Genomic DNA, 20,298 nt, shown 5'->3' on the forward strand with positions numbered 1-20,298 from the left:
GAGAAATAATGATTAAACACATAGAAGAAAAAGATAAAGCACAAGTAGTTGTTACACTTACTGTTGATGCTTCAGAATTTCAAAAGAAACTAGATGAAGTTTCAAACAAATTAATGAAAAGTGTAAAAGTTAAAGGATATAGACCAGGTAAAGCTCCTGAAGAAAAATTAAGAGCTCATTTAGACCCTCAAGTTGTACTTGGTGAAACAGTTAAACACTTTAATGGTCAACACTTTGGTGAAGTTATTGAATACACAATCAAAAACAACATTAAAAGCTATTCACAACCTTTATTATCATATGATTTAAACAAAGATGGTTTAGTATTAGAATATAAATTTGTACTTCAACCAAACTTCGATGTAGACATGAAAGAATTAAAAGTTAAATATGCAGCGATTAAGATTGCTAAAAAAGATGTTGAAGAAACTATCAAAGAACTTGAAGAAAACATGTCAGTTGAAGAAGCTGTTGAAGACACAGATGCTACAACTAAATTAGGTGATACAGTTAATATTGATTTTAAAGGATTTATTGATAATGAACCATTTGAAGGTGGAGAAGCTAAAGGATACGATTTAAAATTAGGATCAAACACATTTATTCCTGGATTTGAAGATCAACTTGTTGATAAGAAAATTGGATACAAAGGTGATGTAACTGTTAAATTCCCTAGTGATTACTTTGTAAAAGAATACCAAAACAAAGAAGCAGTATTCCAAGTAACAATTAATTCTGTTAAGAGATTAAAATTATTTAAGTTAACAGATGAAAATGTTAAAATGTTCCAAGACCCTAATGTAACTGATTTAAAATCATTAGAAAATGTTTTAAAAGGAAACTTAAGAGTTAGAAAATTTGTTGAAGCAAATGTAAACTTTTATGAAGAACTTGTAAAGCAAATTATTGAAAAAGCTAAACCAGTTATCCATGAATCATTAGTTGTTGCTCATGTAGAAAACAGCAAAAAAGAATTTGAAAATTCATTAAAACAATACGGAATCAAGAAACAAGAATACTTAAACTTAATCAAATCAACAGAAAAAGACTTAGAAGAAGAATTCAAGAAACAAGCTCTTGACCAAGTTTCAAAAGCTGAAGCTTACAGATCATTAGTTGAAAAATACCATGTTAATGCTACAGCAGAACAAATTAATGAATTTACTAAGAAATTCGTTACATTTGGATTCTCACAAGAAGCTGCACATGAATTTGTAATTTCATCATTAAGAATGTCATTAATCTTAAGCGACATTAACCCAGAATTAGCAGAAAAACTTGAAAAAGACTTCCAAGAAATTGTTAAATAATATTTTAATAGCACAATAAGTGCTATTTTTTATGCTTAATTTTTGAAAATAAAAAATATTTTTTGTGATATGGAATTAAAAAAGTTCTAAAATTGCAATATGAAAAATTTAAGAGATAAATTAATTAAAACACCCCTTGGAGTCAATGGAGTAGCCTTAGGTACGATGGGAATTGCAACTACTGGGACATTTTTATTAAGTTATATTAAAGATAATCAAGCAATTAACTGATTTGGATTAGCATTGCAAATCCTATGCATGAGTATTTGTATTTTCTATATATCATTAACAATTATTAGATATAGTTTACAACCAAAAGTTATTTGAGAAGAAATTAAACTTCCTCACGTAGCTGGAATGATTGGTGTTCTATTCCTTTGCTTCTGCTTGCTTGGAAATTCCTGTGGTTGAATAGTATCAACATTTGTTACCAATAATCCATCTCTTAAATTCAAACTCTTAATTGCACCTAGCATAGTAGTATTTCTAGCTGTCACATGTCAATTTATTTATTTAGGTTTCTTTTTAAAAATTGTTTTATTTAAAAAAGAAACTTTCAAAGGTGAAGCTTATGCTTCATGATTCGTTCCTCTTGTTGGGCTAGCTATTTCTGCAGCTTATGCAGACAACTTAGGTGATGTATTACCATTATACTATTGACAAGGTATTTGATTTGTTGGATTCATCATATTTATAATTATGTATCCATTTGTTTTCTACAAATTCTTATTTAAACCACATAGCAAGGAAGAAAATATTCCTTCAATGGCAATTTTTGCTTCCCCAGCAAATATGCTTGCAGTAGGTTTTCTAGTTTCATTTAATCCACATAGAAATGCACAATACGGACTTGAACAAACCATACTTAATGATCAATTATTTTTCCAAGTGATATCAATTATTTTGTTTTGCTTCGGAGCTGTATCAGTTGCATTATATTATGCTATCTTAGTTAAGTCTTTAATTTTAAAGAAATATTCAATGACATGAACTTCTTTAACTTTCCCTGCAGCAGTATCTGCAACTGGTACAATTAAGTTTGATGAATATTTCTTTAATAACTCAACAAATGAATATACATATTTAGGTGTCTACTATGTACTATTTATTATTGGATTGTTCTTATTTTTTACTTCATTAGCTCTAGTTGTCTTCTGTAATATCAAATACGCACGTATAATGTATCATATATGAGTAATTGAGTCAGAAACATTACCATCAACTTCTGGTATTACAGCAGTAAAACAACGTAAGTTATTTAAAAAACTACCAGAACATTTCCATCGAAATAATAAAATTAATCATCATTAATTTCCTGTATTCTTATGTACAGTGCAACACAAAAACTCTATGTCTATATTTTTAAGGCATAGAGTTTTAATTTATTTTTAAATTAATTGTAATTTAAAAGAAAAAAAGGCCTAAGCCTTATTTTGCAAATTTACCTAAAACTGTTGCAATACGTTCTTTTGTTGGCTCAACAACAATATAAGTTCCAGCTACGCAAGCATCAGCACCTGCCATGAAGCTTTCTGGGCCTGTTGCAGCGTTGATTCCACCATCAACTTGAATTAGGTAGTCATAACTATTATCGTCTCTTAAATGCTTTAATTCAGCGATTTTGTCTAAAGCTGCTGGCATGAATTTTTGCCCACCTGCTCCAGGTTCAACTGACATAACTAAAACTAATGCTAAGCGATCTAAAAATGGTTTTAAAGCTGCTACAGGTGTAGCTGGTTTAATAGCTAATCCAATTTTTAAATCATGATGGTTATTAGCTAAGAATTCTTCAAAATGTTCTAAATCATCTTCAATAGCTTCATAGTGGAATGTAATGATATCTACAATATCTTTGACTTTCTCTACATAGTCATATGGATTAACAACCATTAAGTGAGCATCCTTAATGTGTGGTTTTCCATTGTGAGCAATATTTGCTATTTCATCAATTTGAATAGCTGTGTTTGGGACAAATTTACCATCCATTACATCATAGTGGATTCATTTAATTCCATTTTCAACAAGTGTATTAGCCATTTGAAGTCTCTTATCAGCTTCAACATTTAATAAACTTGGTGTAACATATTTTTGCATATATTATTTCCTTCCATTTGTAATTTCGTCTAATAATTTAATATAGTTATTATATCTTATTTGAGGTATTAATTTGCTTCCAACTTGTTGTTTTATTGCACAATCTTGCAAACTTTCATTGAGGTGCAAACAATTACGAAACTTACAGTAATTGCTTAGCTTGCGAAATACTTTAAAGCTTTTTGCTAACTCTTCTTTATCCATGTCTAATGTTAGTGAAGAAAAGCCAGGAGTATCAATTAAATAACCATCCTTAAAGTTGATAATAGATACAACTCTAGTAGTATGTTTTCCTCTCCCTAAAGCCTTAGAAATTTCTTGGGTTAAAAAATTATGTTCACCCAGAGCATTTAAAGTAGTGGTCTTGCCTACACCACTTTGCCCCATAAAGACAGAATATTTACCATCAAATAAGTTTTCTAAATGTGGTAAATAATTATCTGGATTAGTATTATCTATTAGCTCGACACGATATTGCATATCTTGATAAAGAGAAGCAATTTCAGCTGCATATTCTGGATTTAAGTCAGTTTTTGTAATAAATAATACTGGGACAATATTTTTGCTTTCTATAATAGCAAAGTACTTATCTACTAGGAATGGTTGAAATTTAGGTTGTTCAATTGACATAAAAACAATCATTTGATCAATATTAGCCACTTTCGGGCGAATAAAACTATTCTTTTGAGGTAATATTTCAGTAATGACACCATTTGTTACAATTACATCATCGCCAACAACTGGGGATTGCTCAAAATATCTAAGCTTACCAGCTGCTGGTATTTGTAGAATTTCAGTACCATTTGACACGGTATAAATGCCTGAAACTATTTTAGTAACTTTATATTTCATTAAATGTACTCCAATACTACTAAGGTGACTGTGACTGCAATAATTAATATTGCAATAAAACATAAAGCAGTTATTAAGAAAGCATTTGAATTAATAATATCTGCTACCTTGCGTTTTTTCTTTAAGGTTTTTGGACTTAATGGTGCTTCAAAACGACGTTCTGGACTTAAACAAGTCTTGAGATCTTGTTGAAATTCATGCACACTTTGGTAACGATCTTCTGGTCTTTTAGCAGTAGCTTTAATTACTACGTTACACATAGCTTGTGGAATGTCAACAAATTCTTTTGGTGAAGGAAAAGTGTTTTTATAATGCATCATAATTGTGTCTTGGTCCCGAGCACCCTCATACGGATATTGTCCTGTGAGCATTTCGAAAAGAACTACCCCCAAGGCATAAATGTCAACAGCCTTAGTTATTGGAGCGCCTTTAATTGTATATTCAGGTGCTGCGTAATATGGACTGCAAACTACAGCATTAACTTTTGTAAGACGTTGAGATTCTGGAGTTAAACTAATACCAAGATCAATAATTTTTACATTATGTGAATCATCAATTATAATATTTTGGCTCTTGATATCACGATGTATAACACCATTATTATGCAGTTCTCCAATACCTTCAGCAATCTTATTGATATAAGTTTTAGCCTTTTTAATATTTAATGATCCATTAGCACGAATTATGTTATACAAAGTATTACCAGAAATGTATTCCATAACATAATATTGTTCAACATTATCTCCGTAATACTCAATAAGCTGTGGAATATGTTTAGAATGGACTTTGCCAAGTAAGCTAGCTTCATCATGAAAACGTTGGTATGCTACCTTATCATAAACATTTGTCATAAGTTTTAGTGCATACTTTTTATTTGGATCCGACTTTAGTAACACTAAAAATACAGTGCCCATTCCACCACTACCTAAGATACCTTTGATTATGTATTTATTGTGAATACGTGAACTTGAAGGAACATTATAATTAGTTGCCATTATTACCTCCTTGTTCAACATCTAATATTACTAATGTCATATTATCTGTAGATTCAGAGACAATAGCTAAATCAAGTACTTCTTTTGCGATTTCTTTTAATGGTTTATCTTGTAAGATAAAATATTCTAGTTCACTTTTTGACATAAAACCATGAATACCATCAGAAGTTAATAAAATCTTTTTAATATTATGAAATCCTTTTGGAGACACCTCAAAAATTTCAATTAGAGTATTATAGTTTGGCAAAATTGCACTTGTCAAATACTTACGCATTTCTGGATTATATTTTTCAATATCTTCACCTTCAGAAATGAGCTGATTTTCAACATTATGATCAATTGTTACTTGAACTAATTCATGTTCCTTAGCAATATAACATCTGCTATCACCTGAATTAAAAATAATAACATTTTGAGTATCATGCAAAATAAGACAACCAACAGCTGTTGTCCCCATAGATTCTTTTCCAACTTGAGTAGTTGATAATTGTTTTAAAATACTTTTTGCTTTATCAAATACTGAAAAGACTCATTGCTTTGCAGTTAGATTATTTTTAACATAAAAATTGTGTATAAACTCTTGTTTAAAAGTGTCTATAACAGTTTGAGCAGCTTCATCGCCAAAAGAATGCCCACCAATCCCATCACACAAAATAGCAAGCGTTGCCTTTTCATTTTGAAAAACACTTGCTCGATCATCATTTTTAGCTCTGATTCCTTGCATGGATTCTAAGTAATAATTAATCTTCAATGCCTAACTCCTTGTGAAGGATGGCACGAATTTCTTCAGCTGCTCTCTCAGGCACATCGTTAATAATTTTGTACTTGAATAGATATGAATCAGCTATTTCTTCTTCAGCCTTCTTCAATCTTTGTTTTAATGTTTCGCTGTTTTCTGAACCACGTTTTAAAATACGTTCACGTAAATCAGAAACAGATGGAGGTGCTAAGAAAATAGTAATTAAGTTATATTTTTCAGCCTCTTTAGAATCTGAAGAGAATTTCTTGATAATTTGCTTTGCACCATTAGTTTCAATTTCTAACATTGGTACTTTATTTTTTGCATGAATTTTGTCTAATTCAGAATAAAGTGTTCCATAATAATTCGATAAATGATATGAGAATTCGATAAATTTACGACTTTTGATTTTGTCTCTAAATCTATCAACATCAATAAAGTGGTAATGGATACCATCTAATTCCCCCTCGCGAGGCAGACGAGTAGTCGCAGAACAAGATAACGATAGGTTTAACTCATCGTATTCAAAAAGCAATCTTTCTACAGTTCCTTTACCAACGCCACTTGGTCCAGTGAAAATAATAATTGGGCTCTTCTTTGTATCCATAATTAAAGTTATTATAACATTATTTTATTTTTATATTGCTATAATTATTTTAATATTTATATTAAAAGAGGTTATATGTTTTACAAGTTTTATAAACCAACAGGAGTGTTTGCAAATAAAACCGTTCGCTCCTTGCAGAGAGAGCTAAAAGCCAAAAGAATAGGCCATATTGGGATACTGGATCCACTGGCAGAAGGGCTCATGATAGTAGCTACTGATTTTGAAACAAAGTTACTGCAGTATGTTGACAATAAAAATAAAAGTTACATTGCTAAAGTTAAATTTGGCTATTTTTCAGATACTTATGATAGTGATGGCAATGTTCAAAAAGCTAATGAGGATCCTATAACTTTAGATCAGTTACATAAAGCTATTGATTATATAAGCCAAACTACTAGTCAAATTCCTCCTATTTATAGTGCTAAAAAGATAAATGGGAAGAAGGCTTATGAGTATGCTCGCAATAATGAAGAAGTTGAGCTTAAACCACAAGCAATCAAGATAGATGAATACAAACTTTTAGATTTTAATCTTCAAACTCAAGAAGCTGAAGTTTCTTTATCAGTTTCAGAAGGGACCTATATTAGAACTATCTTAGTTGATACTGCAGCTTATTTAAACAAACATGCAATTATGACTGGGTTAAAAAGAGTGCAAGTTGGAAATATTAAACTTGATAATTTAAAAGCTAACGAATATGGAACAATCGAAATAGGCAATCTGATTTCATTGCCAATTTTAACTTTAAAAAATGAAAATATTAAAGCTATAGAACATGGAAATTCATTTAAAATAGTAACTGCTGACGGGATGTATTTATTACAAAATCCTGCAAATAATTTAATATGTGCAATTGGGGAAGTAAAAGATAATGTTTTCTGGCCCAAAAAAGTTGCACTTGAAAGGATATAAAATGAAACAGCTAAAAGATTTAATCAAGATTGCTGCCTTTGATGTAGATGGAACAATTTTGCCAAATGGTACCACTACATTTTCGCTTAATACAAGAAAGATTTTTCCACTTCTTAAAATGAATGGAATTACTACTGTAATTTCATCAGCTCGTGAATTTGCAACTATTGGAGACTTTCTTGATCAATTAGAACCTGTAGACTACTTTATTGGAGCAAATGGAGCGTTTATTTTTGATAACAGCAAAAAAGAATTTATCTATAAAAATACCTTAAATCGTGATGAAGTAATCCAAATGTATCATGCTTTTAAAGATAAAGTTGCAGCATTTGCAGTTACTGACTTTAACAAAGTGTTTAAGACACCTGGAATGAATTTAAGTTCATGATTTATACGTCCATTTGTATCAAATTATTATAATTTTGATGAGTCTGAATTAAGCAAGGATGACTTATATGTTATTACATTAAATGTTGATGGTTCAGATGAAATTGCTAAAGAAGTTGAACAATATATTTTAGATCATAATTTAAACATGGAAGTATCTGCTAAATGATCAAGAGGAATTTTTATTGGACCTAAAAATGTATCTAAAAGTCATACTTTAAGCATTTTATGTGATATGTTAGGATACAAAATTGGTGAAAACTTAATTGCATTTGGTGATAGTTCAAATGATTATGAAATGTTACGTGATGCATACTACGGTGTAGCTATGGAAAGAGCAAATGAATGAATTAAATCAGTTGCTAAAGATATTGCGCTTGATTGTGAATATGATGGAGCGTATTTAAAGCTAAAGGAACTTAAATTAATTTAATGGATCAATTAATTGTTTATGAGTTAGAGGACTTTTACTCCCAAGCTGGTGATAATTTTATTCTAGGCTCATTTGAATCATTTCATCTTGGGCATTATCAATTATTTAAGCAAGCTAAATCAAATGGGGGAAGAACAATTCTGGTTTGTTTTAATGCTCAAAAGGGTATGCCAAAATTTAAAGATTCCATTTTTACTGATAATTATGCTAAATATGAACAATTAGCTCGCTTGCCCTTAGATGCTATAGTACAACTTGATTTTAATCAAGTTAAAAATTATGAAGGTATTGAATTTTTAGCTAAACTATCACAAGGAAATTATGTAACTTTTATAGCTGGTGAAGACTTTAAATTTGGTGTGAATGCAACTTATAGGCTAAGTGATTTTAGCACATCTGATTGCGAAAATTTATTTAGAGTGCAAGAGGTTGAATTAATGCAAGATATAGGTACAAAAATTTCAACTTCCAAGTTAAAAGAAGGTTTAGAATTTGGCGATATTGATTTGGTTAATTCCCTGTTAGTTTATGACTATTCTTTTTCAGGTATTTTAAAAAATGATATTATTGAAGTCATTCCAAAAATGGCTAAAATTCACGCAGGTTTATATTGTGCATTATTCCACATAAATGAGCTGGTTTACTATGGCATTTTGCATGTAACAAAAGATGGATTGAGAAAAGTATTTTTGATCGGATACCAACTTAATGATTCGGTGCAAGATACTATTGTGGTTTGTGAGCTAAAACATAAGATTAGAGTTGCTATCTCGAACTTTGATGATAAGATCACTGAAGAAGATATTGTTCTAGCAAAAGATTATTTTGCTCGTAACAAGAGGTAAAATGTTTTTATTTTCTTATATTTTAAGTATAAAAATATTTTATATAAAAGAAAATATCTTATATAATACTTAAAACTATTAATTAAACATAAATTTTAAACTTGGTTGATATAAAAATACCAGCTAGGTTTAAAACATAATAAAGGAGAATATTATGGTTTCAAAAGAAAGAAAAGCAGAATTAGTTAAACAATTCGGAAAAAATGCTAAAGACACAGGGAACACAGCAGTTCAAATTGCTATTTTAACAGAAGACATTGAGTTATTAAAACCTCACTTCTTAAACAACCCTAAAGACAACCACTCAAGAAGAGGGTTCTTAGCTAAAATTTCTCAACGTAAAGTGTTATTAAAACACCTAAAAGAAAATGACTTTGATGAATATAGCAAAGTTATTGAAGCTTTAAACATTCGTAAATAAAGAGTGTTTTAAAAAAACAACAAGTTTTTACTTGTTGTTTTTTCTTATCTAGCTTTTTTAGCATTAAATCTAAAGATGTATGAGAAAGCAATTGAAAGGACTGCAAATGATGAAACATAAACAAATGCAATTCATGGTTCAATTACTTTCCCTACTAAAGCAATGTCATAGTAAGAATGAGCACTTGACATAAAAGGCATTCCTGACATTGCGTAATATCTAATTAAGTTTGTGATTTGTGTGCCTGGTAAAATAGATAGCACATGCTTTAAACTTGTCGGAAATAGTTCAAGTGGTATAAAAGCTCCAATAAAGAATCCTGACATAGAGGAAATCATACCCATTAAAGCTGAATAAATTGCAACATTCTTCACAAAACTAAAGATAAATGTGAAAATTGCTGAATTTAAAATAGCTCCTAAAACAACTATACCGAAGACATTAAATGCTGAAATAAGTGTAAATAATTTAATTGTCCCATTTATTGCCATATAGATAATAAATAATATATAAAGAACAATACAAATTAAGACATTTAAAAGTATGTTAACCATTAAGTAACTAAAACGAATAAGTGAAGGCTTAATTGGTGTGATAGCTAGGTCATTAAAAATTTTCTTTTCAGCATCTTGTACAATAAAGACAGCTAATGATAAAGCAGTTGTGATAGTTGATAAACTCAATAAACCAGTTAGCATTGATGCATCAACAAACTTAGCTTTTTCTAAATCAGAAATAGGTAGTGATGCAACTTGTTGAGAAAATAGATATTTTCCAAATAAAATAAAACAAAATACAGTAATAATTGGCGAAATAAAAGTTGTTAAAATTTTTCTCGGATCTTTAAAGAAGAGTAAAAAGTTTCTTTTGACTAGTCAATGTAGTTGAAACATTTATTTTTCCTCCTTCTTGCCTTTAGTTACATTTAAGAAGACATCATCCATAGAGCCTTTAATTAATTCAAAGTCATTTAAGATTGGGCCATATTTTAAAATAAATGATTGTGCTGCTAGGTTTGAATCAAATTCTACAAAATATCTTTTATTTATATATGATACAACACCACCATTGTCTGTAATTAATTTTTCTAAAACTGAATTTGGCTCTTGATAAATAATAACTTTAGTTTTGCTATATTTATTTTTTAATTCAGCTGGAGTACCTTCAGCTAACTTGCGACCTTTTTGTAGTATGATGGCATAATTACAGAAGTTTGCTTCTTCCATATAGTGAGTAGTTAGAAGAATAGTTAAATGTCTCTCAGCTTGAATTTTCTTTAAAATTGATCAAACTAATTCCCGAGAATTAGGATCGAGTCCAGTAGTCGGTTCATCTAAAAACAATATCTCGGGCTTATGTACAAGTGAACGTGCGATATCAACTCTTCTTCTTTGCCCTCCTGATAGTGATGCATAGCTTTTCTTTAATAAATCTTGTAATTGAAAATCATTAATCACATCTTGAACTAAATTTTCAATCTTAGTATTTTTAAAATATTTTTTATACATTGCTGCTCGTGACATTAAATTATCATAAACTGTGAGTTTATCATCTAAAATAGATTCTTGAAATACAATTCCTATCTTGCGATTAATTTCATGAGCATTAGAGCTATCCAGATCATAACCATCAACAAGAATTTGACCTGAATCTTTGCTAATGATTCCCAAAATAATGCTTAATGTAGTAGTTTTACCAGCACCATTTAGTCCTAAAAATCCAAATAATTCTCCCTTTTTAACCTTAAAACTTAAATCGTCTAAAGCCTTATTCTTTTTAAAGGATTTATTTAAATTCTTAATTTCTAATGTGTATTCATTTGATTCCATAAAATATTTGCTCCTTTTGTATAAATTTTAATATTAAAGCAAAAATTTTTAACATATTTTTGAAAAAAATAGTTAATTATTAAATGAGTGCATGATTTAAAATATCTTAGCGGAATGAAACGAGCAAAAAAGTCTTAAGATAATGAAATTAATAACATTATCTTAGCTTAATTATTTCCTTAGTATAAGATACTACTTTCTATTTTTAGCATTATATTAAACTTATTTTTATAAAAAATTAGCAATTGAAGTAAAAATATGCTAAAATATAAAACATTATGGAAAAAGATTATTACAAAATACTTGGAGTAGAAAAAACAGCTACTGAAAAAGAAATTAAAACAGCATACAGAAAGCTTGCTATGCAATACCATCCTGACAAACTTAAAGATGGAACTGGTGATGAAAAAATGAAAGAATTAAACGAAGCTTATCAAATTCTTTCTGATCCTGAAAAAAGAAAAATATATGATATGCATGGTGCAGATGCAGCCAATGGTAAAGGATATGCAGGAGCGAATGGATTCAATGGTCAATATCAATCAGGTGGATTTAATGCTGGTGATTTTCAAGATATTTTTGAAAACATTTTTGGTGGCTTTGGTGGTGGAAGAAGAAGCAGAGCTTCTTCCTACACAATGAAACAAAAAGGAGACAATTATAATTCAGTGTTAAATGTTTCATTCATGGATGCAATTCATGGAACAACATTAAAACAAAAGCTTGATAAATGAGATTTATGCTTACATTGTGGTGGAAGTGGTGCTGAAAGTGCAAGTGATATCACAACATGTAATGACTGTAAGGGACAAGGCTACACAACAAAAGTTGTAAATGGTTTCTTCGGGCAACAAATGGTTCAAGAACCATGTCGTTCATGTTCAGGAACCGGAAAAATAATTAAAAATAAATGTACTCACTGCCGTGGGGAAAAATACTTAAAAGTTCAAAAGACTGTTACAATAAAAGTTCCTGAGGGCGCTGATTCTGGATTAACATTAAAACTTGCTGGATATGGTGCTCCCGGAACTAATGGTGGAGAACCTGGCGATATGATGATTCATGTTCAAGTAAAAGAACACCCATATTATCACAGAGAAGGACTTGATCTAGAACTAGATTTTCCAGTTTCATTTATTGATATAATGCTTGAAAATAGTGCGAAAGTTCCAACTCCTTGAGGAGATGTCTCAATCAAACTGAAAAAGAGCTACACTGATGAGAAAACTATTAAAATTCCTCAAAAAGGTGTTAGATATAAAGGATCACAAGGTGATTTACGCCTTAATTTAAGAGTTATAATTCCGGATCTTGATCGTAAGGATCGCAAAGCTATAGTAGAAACTATTGCTAATGTAAATGATACTTCAAATGAAAAATTTGTAAACAAAGTAAATATGGCTTAAAATAATACAAAAAATAGAGGATAGCCTCTATTTTTTCTTTATATCTTTTCATAAATAAGGAAATTCTTTTGGTGTTGAACGATGTTTTTTAATTGTAAGAATGAAATTATCGCGTTTCACATCAGGCTTAATGAATTCTTTTAAATCTATGGTGTAGTCGAGTTTGCTTAAAATTTCACTAGCTTCTTTTAATTCATCATGAACTTTTATTCCTTTTAGAAGTGCCATATTACCTTTAACTTTTACTAAATGGAATGAAGACATTAATAGCGCTCTAACGTCAGCTACAGCACGAGCTGTAACAAGGTCAAATAAATTCTTCTGTTCTTGTTCTTCTGAACGCATTTTTAAGACTGTGACATAGTCTTGTAAATTAAGTTTGCTGATTACTTCATTTAAAAAGTTAACTCTTTTTCCAATTGGTTCATAGATAGTTACATGATTATCAGGTTTAGTAAGAACATAAGGTATTGATGGAAAACCAGCTCCTGCACCAATATCTAAAATTTGTCCATTATGTAGCCCTTTAGTAATTTCTTCCATAAAATAAAGTGATTCTAAGATTCCTTCTTCTCACAAGCGATCTCCTGTAAACCCAGTTAGATTCATAACTTTATTTTTTTCTTCAATTAAATTTACATATTGCTCAAACAATGTAAATTCCCAACCATGTTCATTACATAATTGTTGGACTTTTTCTTTTTTAGTCATTTTGTCCATATTTATTTATTTCTTCTTTCATTTGTTGATATACACTAGTAATTGAACTGCCTTCTAGTGTTGCATTAATTACTCTTCCTAAAAAGTCTCCAAGTGAAACAATTTCTAGCTTAGTGTATTTTTCAACTAATTCAGCATTGTCAATACTATCAGTAACTATAACTTTTTCTATATTAGGATTATTTTCAAACACATCAAATCCTTTAGTGAAAATACCATGAGTTGCCATAACAATGATACGTTTAGCACCATGTTCTTTTAAAGTATCTGCTGCTTTAATGATTGTACCACCGGTATCTATGATATCATCAACAATAACAGCATTTTGACCTTCTATGTTACCAATAATTCCCATAACTTCTGTTTGGTTAACACCAGTACGTCTTTTGTCAATAATACAAATTTTTACTGTATTTGCAATTAGTTCAGCAAGTTTTCTTGCTCTAACTGTTCCACCATGGTCTGGAGAAACAACTGTAAAGGATGTATTGAGCTTTTTAAGAGCCATGGCAAGAGGATATTGACCCCTTAAGTCATCAACTGGTATATCAAAGAACCCTTGAATAGAAGGGTTGTGCAAGTCGACACAAGTTAATTTTGTAACACCAGCAGTTTGTAATAAGTCAGCTACTAGTTTAGCTCCAATTGGTTGTCTTCCACTGACTTTTCTATCTTGACGTGCATATCCGTAGTAACTTAAACAAACATTAATAGTTCTAGCACTAGCACGTTTAAGTGAATCAATAAATAATAATAATTCCATTATATTGTCATTTACAGGACGTGATGTGCTAGCAATAATAAAAACATCTTTGTCTCTAACAGTGTCAGCAGCCCCAATCATAACTTCTCCGTCAGCATAAACTGTACGGTTAATTTCAGATAGTGGAATTTCGATTAGATCTGAAATTGTTTGTGCTAATTTTTGGGCATTTTTCATTCCAAAAATAACAGTTTCTTTTTTGTTCATTTAAAACCTCTTTAATTTAATTCACTTGAATTTTACAGTTTTTTTCAGGCTATTTTTTAAATAAATCAAAAATCCAGTCAAAACTAACTGGATGATGTTATTTGATGTATCTTAAAATTTTCAGTAATGATTTCTTATCTTTCCAATTGAGTTTGGTAAAGATAAATAATAAGTATCTTCTAATTTTATGATTATGTAAAAGCTTACGTTTGAGACTAGAGATAAATTGTTGATAGTCCTTACTACATAAGATCTCTTTAAAAACAACTTTAATAGTAGAGTTAATAAATGTTAAAGCTTTTAATAAGTTTTCATCAGTCAGCATCAGGTGTAAAACATTTTCAAATAGCTCATTAAATTCTATGCTAGTAATTTTATCATTTGTGCTATTGAGTACTCATTTATTAGTCAAGGTAAATGTGATTTTCTTTAAAGGTTTTTGTGCAAATCATAATCTTATTCATTTTAAAATATATCATGATAAATCTGTGTATAAACGCATATAGTGTTTATTGCTAGAACTATTAGTTAATACATACAGTAATTTATCATATGATGTTAATTGATTACTGTGTCTTATTAGTTGCTCTAGCACAATCAGAATCAAGGTTGGAATATCATTGGTAAATACATTAATTTGTGGTTCTTCTTTTAATTCTTTTTTCAATTGAGCTATTTCTGCTTCATAATTTCAATTAAATTCTTTGGATGTTGAAATAGCTAAGTTAGATATTAGGTTAATTACTTTTGGAGAAATATAGGTGGCCAGGTTATAAATAATAACCTTATTAATTTTAATAAATTGTTCCTTATCATACTGTACTAGACTTGAATTAAGCAATGTATAAATGACTTTGAGAATTAAATTTTTATTTCTAAAAATGCTAAAAACAACTTTTAATATATCATCACTAGTAATGGTTTGTGTATGAATTAAATTATCTAAGCCTTCTTGCAGATTATTAAGTGCATCAGAGAGTAGGTCTGATTTAATTCCCGATTGCATAATTTGATTAATTAAACTATCTATATTTGTATATTGTTCAATATATTTAATTAGTAGTTTATCAGGATCTAATTTAGCGTATAAATCAGTATTAAATATGTTACGTGAAATTTTAGTTGAGCTAGCTAGGATTCAACCTGTAAATTGAGATAGACGTAAAGGATAATTTTTATAATTTCTACGTGGAATCATGTTTTTATCAAACTCATTAATATTGTCTAAATAATCCTGTGTGCTAGGTCCAAAAATATCTAATAAGTTAGGATATTGTTCAAGTTGATATTGGTAAAATCTATAATCTGATAGCCAATAAGTTTTATTAAAGTCATATTCCGTTAAATTGTGAATTGTCACTTGTTGTGTAGATAGTTTAATGTACAAATCCATAGCCATCTTTTTATAAGCAATATAAGTTGGGTGAATGTCATAATAGATAGCACTCATTTGACTAGCATGCGCATGTCAATAATCATTATTATAAAGTGAAACATAGTTAAGTCCTGAGCGATAGCTAATTGTCTTTAAGTTATTATTTAAAAGCCCAATTAGACTTTCAAGCACGTTAGTCCCTGAAGAGGAAATATTATCAAGCTTAAAGATATGTTCTTGTAGAGCGTTTTGTAGCATTAGAAATGGTACAGGATAAGCAATAATGTTAATATTTGCATCTGAAGCTGCTAATTCTTTGATGCGGTTGATAAATTCTTGTAGCGAATTTGTTGCTATATCCATAATGCTATCATAGCCATCTTTTAAATAATTGCTAAAGAGTTCATATCCATCTTGAGACTCAATACTATCTAAGAGTTCTTGAGTTTTGTTATTAAAAATGTATCAAAATACTAAATAAAAGAAGTCCATAGCTCCTATTGTAATGGTAATTAAATTAGCTTGCTTAATGTCTAAAAGAACTTGCTTATGGGAATATCCTTCTCTTTCGAGTGCATCTTGAACAATATTATTTGGTTCAATTTTACTTTCATCATCTTCTAAATATTTTATTCAATCTGTAATACTGGTACCTGAAACTGCATAATTTGCAAAATGTACTAAATTATTTGTTTTAGCCAATATTTCAGCAAAATATGATCCAAGTGAGCAACCATTAACAACTTTACCATCAACAAATTGTCCCGGGTAATCTTTATCAATAAAACCATCAAATCCTGCTGAAATTGAATCACCTAATGCAACATAACGTATAGGCTTATCAAGTGATATAACATTAGGCGAATGTTGTTTAGTTAGTTCATTTATATCTAGCTCCAAGCCATTTAAGTATTTGTAACTTATTTCACTACGGAGTTGGATTTTGTCACTTTCGATCTTGTTAGAAAGGACTTTTCCCATCATTCCTAATAATCTAGCTATTAAATCTTTTTTGTTCATTTTTATTCCTTAGTTAAATTATACAAAAAGTAGCCCATAAGGCCACTTTGCAATTTATTTTTTCAATAGTGAGAAATAAGATTTATTTTGTCATCACCAAGAGTATGTAGTTAATGCATAAGATTTATATCAATTCAAAAACAGAGATACATAAAATCCAAACATTATTAAAATACAAATTAAATAAAAAAGTTCACATATTTAAACATCAGCAGCCAAAAAAGCTTGAAACTCTCGACAAAAGAAACAAAACATTTTTGAACAATTTAAAAATATATTGGAAAAATGAATGAATTATCATTAATATTGAACATGATGGGAGAAATATAAAGAACAATACAAGAAATTTTAATTAGTTACAAAGTATTGTTCTCAAGTAAAAAGTGACATTTATATTGAATAAATATCACTTTTTACTTGTCTAAAAGAGTGGTAAATTGCGTTTTTATCCTACAGTATTTAATAAAGAAAAAGTCCTTATTTTTCAGTATTTACGAGGTCAACAATTTTCTTAGCTGCAATAGCACCATCACTTGCAGCTGTTACAATTTGACGTATTTCCTTAACTCTAATATCTCCAGCAGCAAAGATGCCAGGAACTTTAGTTTGCATGTTTTCATCAGTTATAATAAAACCTTTAGAATCAAGAATGTCTAAATCTTGTAAAAATCAGGCAGTAGATTCCATACCAATGTATGGGAAGAAAGAAGAAATTTTAATTTCTTGTTCATTTCCATCCTCGTCCTTGATAAGAGCACTTTCTACTGTATCTTCTCCTCTAAGCTCAAGTACTTGTGAGAAACGATGAATTTTAACATTAGGTAATTTATATAAGTCTTGCACAAGACGTCTTTCAGCTGTAAAGTCGCCACCTTTTATTACTAAGTGTACTTCTGAAGCTATGCTTGAAAGATAAGCTGATTCTTCAACAGCTGAGTTTCCAGCCCCCAGTACCATAGTTGGATTTTTTCCAAATAATGGACCATCACAGATGGCACAAAAGCTAACACCTCTATTCATAAATTTATCTATGTTCTTAATAAAGGTTGGTACCTTATTTTTCATGCCGGTAGCAATTAAGATAGTTTTAGCTTGTATCATTTGTCCACTAGCTAGATAAATTTCTTTGTGAGTAGTATCTATGTTTTTAACTTCTACTACATCGCCATAGATGTATTTAGCTCCATATTTTTGTGAGTGATCAAAGAATTCTTGAGCTAATTGTCATCCTTCTATCATTTCTGTACCTATTCAGTTTTCAACCTTGCTTGTGGCAGAAAGCTTCCCACCTGGGGTGCTTTTTTCAACAAAAGCCACAGAAAGGTTTGCTCTAGAGGCGTATAGAGCTGCATTTAAACCAGCAGGTCCGCCTCCAATAATTACTAAATCATATGATTCATTCATATATACTCCTTTTTTGTTTCTTATAAAAAAAGCATTTAAATAAATGCGTTTTTATTTATTAACTAATTTTGTTTTTAATTGACATACTAAGTATTTAAAGCTTGTTCTATATACATAATTGTTATATTGTTCTTTATTTTTAATTTCATATGTTCATTTATATTTAGCAAAAGTTTTATTGTATTTAACTAAACTGAAGAATTGGAAGTAGATAAATAGAATTACCCCTAAAATAATAAATACTAATGCTACATATGAGTAAAGATTATATGATTCTTCTCTTAAAGGTTCCATAGCTGCACGAGTTACACCATATCATAATAAGTATAATGCCCCAGTTGCCCCAGGTTTAAAGACACCAAAATAGTTAAATACCCAACAAAGAAGAATATAACCAACTAAGTTAGCTAATCCTTCATATAAGAAGAGTGGATATCTGTAAGCTCCTTCAAGTCCTAGTGCATCAGTTGTAGCGTCTGAAATATACATGTTTGAGGCAAAAGTAGAACCTAAAGATGTTACGCTATAACCACTTCAGTCAATTCTTCCATAAACTTCGTGGTTAGCATAGTTACCAAAACGACCAACAAATTGCCCGACTAAAACAGCAGGTAGAATGTAGCTAAAAGCTTTTCTTAAATCAACATATTGGCGTTTTGTATATAAGTAAGCAATATCTAGAAGAGCAGCTAGAATAACTCCCCCTTGAATACTTAGGCCCCCTTCTCAAATAGCATATCAATGCGAGTTAGGGAAGGGATTACTTGGATCATAAATTAAACGTTCAATAATGAATCCAAGACGTCCTCCAAAGATTCCAGCAGGAACTGTGATGATGATAACTACAAATAAGATATTTAAATCTCATTGTTCTTTATACCAATAAAATAATACTGTAAGGATAGCAAATAAAAATCCAAACATTATCATTAAAGAATACAGGTGCATTTGATAAGAACCTATGTTAAATAAGATTGTAGGGGTTCCTTCTCTGATTGCAGCTGTAGGTAAAAATGAAGGTAAATTACTATTCATTATTCTCCTTTTCTGCTCTTTCATATAACATGTCAACTACGTTCATACCAGCATTTCTAGCTAAATATGTATTGACAGCAGCTTTAATTAGGGAAGCAGCTGAGCCACCTTCTTTAATTGGAATTTGCATTTTCTTAATTGATCTACCAAAGATTGGATATTCTAAATAATCTGTACCTAAGCGATCAAAGTCATTTTTGCCTTCTTGACGCACTAATTCAATAACTAAATCAATAATTGAAGATTTAGCTACTGAAGATACTCCATATAGTTGGGTTATATCAACTAGACCAATCCCTCTAATTTCAAGGAAGTTACGAGTCATTTCTGGTGAAGAACCAATAAAAATGTTACCATTGTCTTTAATTAACACAGCATCATCTGAAATAAGCACACTACCTTGTTGTACTAATTGTAATGCAGCTTCTGATTTTCCAATCCCAGATTCACCAGTGATAAGAACCCCAGTACCACCGATTAGAACTAATGTTCCATGTACTTGTGTAACTTCACCGAAATAATTATTTAAATATGAACCAATGTTGGTTGAAATATATGAAGTTGACATGCGAGCCAATGCCACAGGTATTTTGTATTTGTTTGCAACATCTATTACTCAGTTAATAGCTGGCTTGTTAAATCCCTTTGAAAGAATGACAATAGGTGGCTTGCGAGAAAATACTCATTCTAATGATTCATAAGACTTGGTCTTGCCTATCAAACTAAATCAAGTTGATTCCGCTGTACCTCAAGCAATAACGTTCTTAGAAATACGATCATTTTCAAAGTGTTCTGCTAATTCTAAACCAACACGTTTAATTGCTGGTAAATAAATATCATTATATTCAAGTTCGACATCTTTGCCATTAACTATATTTAGGCCAAAAAACTCAATAATTTTTTTGACGTTCATTTTCTTTTTATCTTTACTCATAAACTTCCTT

General features: G+C 30.1%; 20 protein-coding genes. 7 read left to right on the forward strand and 13 right to left on the reverse strand.

Annotation, left to right across the window (positions count from 1 at the left end; genetic code table 4):
- The first annotated feature begins 8 nt into the window (after positions 1-8).
- Both tig and ACNQ13_RS02425 read left to right on the forward strand, forming a co-directional pair.
- Positions 9-1,310, forward strand: coding sequence for a trigger factor (tig, locus tag ACNQ13_RS02420; RefSeq protein WP_418035582.1), 1,302 nt, complete (start codon positions 9-11; stop codon positions 1,308-1,310).
- A gap of 99 nt (positions 1,311-1,409) precedes the next feature.
- Positions 1,410-2,621: an SLAC1 family transporter gene (locus tag ACNQ13_RS02425; RefSeq protein ID WP_416741800.1), complete on the forward strand. Its 1,212-nt coding sequence runs from the start codon at positions 1,410-1,412 to the stop codon at positions 2,619-2,621.
- A 117-nt stretch (positions 2,622-2,738) separates the two neighbouring features.
- Here the strand turns inward: ACNQ13_RS02425 and ACNQ13_RS02430 are convergent, their stop codons facing one another.
- From ACNQ13_RS02430 to gmk, 5 genes are read right to left on the reverse strand one after another with little or no spacing between them, the layout of a single operon-like run.
- Positions 2,739-3,404 (reverse strand): ribulose-phosphate 3-epimerase, encoded by a 666-nt coding sequence (locus tag ACNQ13_RS02430; RefSeq protein WP_418018810.1) that lies wholly within the window; start codon positions 3,402-3,404, stop codon positions 2,739-2,741.
- A gap of 3 nt (positions 3,405-3,407) precedes the next feature.
- Positions 3,408-4,256 carry a ribosome small subunit-dependent GTPase A gene (rsgA, locus tag ACNQ13_RS02435; RefSeq protein ID WP_416741802.1) on the reverse strand — a complete coding sequence of 283 codons (849 nt, stop codon included), beginning with the start codon at positions 4,254-4,256 and terminating at the stop codon, positions 3,408-3,410.
- Positions 4,256-5,251, reverse strand: coding sequence for a serine/threonine protein kinase (locus ACNQ13_RS02440; protein ID WP_416741803.1), 996 nt, complete (start codon positions 5,249-5,251; stop codon positions 4,256-4,258). Before ACNQ13_RS02440 ends, rsgA begins: the two co-directional genes overlap by 1 nt.
- Entirely contained in the window at positions 5,241-6,002 is a 762-nt protein-coding gene (locus ACNQ13_RS02445) for a PP2C family protein-serine/threonine phosphatase (protein ID WP_418033877.1), read from the reverse strand. Before ACNQ13_RS02445 ends, ACNQ13_RS02440 begins: the two co-directional genes overlap by 11 nt.
- On the reverse strand, positions 5,992-6,597 hold the full coding sequence (gene gmk / locus ACNQ13_RS02450) for a guanylate kinase (RefSeq protein WP_416741805.1): 606 nt from the start codon (positions 6,595-6,597) through the stop codon (positions 5,992-5,994). The genes ACNQ13_RS02445 and gmk overlap by 11 nt, the downstream gene beginning before the upstream one ends.
- A 75-nt stretch (positions 6,598-6,672) precedes the next feature.
- On the opposite strand from gmk, the gene truB reads away from it, so the two are divergent.
- The 4 genes from truB (at position 6,673) to rpsO (ending at position 9,595) form a co-directional block, all read left to right on the forward strand.
- Complete coding sequence (gene truB, locus ACNQ13_RS02455; RefSeq protein WP_418024469.1) at positions 6,673-7,509, forward strand: tRNA pseudouridine(55) synthase TruB; 837 nt, start codon at positions 6,673-6,675, stop codon at positions 7,507-7,509.
- Position 7,510: 1 nt separating this feature from the next.
- On the forward strand, positions 7,511-8,329 hold the full coding sequence (locus tag ACNQ13_RS02460; protein ID WP_416741807.1) for a YcsE-related riboflavin metabolism phosphatase: 819 nt from the start codon (positions 7,511-7,513) through the stop codon (positions 8,327-8,329).
- A complete protein-coding gene (locus ACNQ13_RS02465; protein WP_418035583.1) occupies positions 8,329-9,174 on the forward strand; it encodes an FAD synthase in 846 nt (281 codons plus the stop codon). The genes ACNQ13_RS02460 and ACNQ13_RS02465 overlap by 1 nt, the downstream gene beginning before the upstream one ends.
- A gap of 154 nt (positions 9,175-9,328) precedes the next feature.
- Positions 9,329-9,595, forward strand: a complete 267-nt coding sequence (gene rpsO / locus ACNQ13_RS02470; protein WP_416741809.1) for a 30S ribosomal protein S15 — start codon at positions 9,329-9,331, stop codon at positions 9,593-9,595.
- Positions 9,596-9,639: 44 nt separating this feature from the next.
- On the opposite strand, the gene ACNQ13_RS02475 is transcribed toward rpsO, so the two are convergent.
- Both ACNQ13_RS02475 and ACNQ13_RS02480 read right to left on the reverse strand, forming a co-directional pair.
- Positions 9,640-10,488, reverse strand: a complete 849-nt coding sequence (locus ACNQ13_RS02475; protein ID WP_418035584.1) for an ABC transporter permease — start codon at positions 10,486-10,488, stop codon at positions 9,640-9,642.
- Positions 10,489-11,424: an ABC transporter ATP-binding protein gene (locus tag ACNQ13_RS02480; protein WP_416741812.1), complete on the reverse strand. Its 936-nt coding sequence runs from the start codon at positions 11,422-11,424 to the stop codon at positions 10,489-10,491.
- Positions 11,425-11,702: 278 nt separating this feature from the next.
- Here ACNQ13_RS02480 and ACNQ13_RS02485 point away from each other — a divergent pair, with 278 nt between their 5' ends.
- Complete coding sequence (locus tag ACNQ13_RS02485; RefSeq protein ID WP_416741813.1) at positions 11,703-12,830, forward strand: DnaJ C-terminal domain-containing protein; 1,128 nt, start codon at positions 11,703-11,705, stop codon at positions 12,828-12,830.
- A 27-nt stretch (positions 12,831-12,857) separates the two neighbouring features.
- On the opposite strand, the gene rsmG is transcribed toward ACNQ13_RS02485, so the two are convergent.
- The 6 genes from rsmG to hprK form a co-directional block, all read right to left on the reverse strand.
- Positions 12,858-13,550, reverse strand: coding sequence for a 16S rRNA (guanine(527)-N(7))-methyltransferase RsmG (rsmG, locus tag ACNQ13_RS02490; RefSeq protein WP_418035585.1), 693 nt, complete (start codon positions 13,548-13,550; stop codon positions 12,858-12,860).
- Positions 13,534-14,520: a ribose-phosphate pyrophosphokinase gene (locus tag ACNQ13_RS02495; RefSeq protein WP_416741815.1), complete on the reverse strand. Its 987-nt coding sequence runs from the start codon at positions 14,518-14,520 to the stop codon at positions 13,534-13,536. The genes rsmG and ACNQ13_RS02495 overlap by 17 nt, the downstream gene beginning before the upstream one ends.
- Before the next feature lie 97 nt (positions 14,521-14,617).
- Complete coding sequence (locus tag ACNQ13_RS02500; RefSeq protein ID WP_418035586.1) at positions 14,618-16,915, reverse strand: SGNH/GDSL hydrolase family protein; 2,298 nt, start codon at positions 16,913-16,915, stop codon at positions 14,618-14,620.
- 477 nt (positions 16,916-17,392) lie between these two features.
- A complete protein-coding gene (locus tag ACNQ13_RS02505; RefSeq protein WP_418024476.1) occupies positions 17,393-18,319 on the reverse strand; it encodes an NAD(P)/FAD-dependent oxidoreductase in 927 nt (308 codons plus the stop codon).
- Positions 18,320-18,370: 51 nt separating this feature from the next.
- Positions 18,371-19,354 (reverse strand): prolipoprotein diacylglyceryl transferase, encoded by a 984-nt coding sequence (lgt, locus tag ACNQ13_RS02510; protein ID WP_416741818.1) that lies wholly within the window; start codon positions 19,352-19,354, stop codon positions 18,371-18,373.
- A complete protein-coding gene (gene hprK, locus ACNQ13_RS02515) occupies positions 19,347-20,288 on the reverse strand; it encodes an HPr(Ser) kinase/phosphatase (RefSeq protein ID WP_416741819.1) in 942 nt (313 codons plus the stop codon). Before hprK ends, lgt begins: the two co-directional genes overlap by 8 nt.
- Positions 20,289-20,298 lie beyond the last annotated feature (10 nt).

It is taken from the genome of Mycoplasma milvi, from assembly GCF_048284715.1.
Lineage (GTDB): Bacteria > Bacillota_I > Bacilli_A > Mycoplasmatales > Metamycoplasmataceae > Mycoplasmopsis.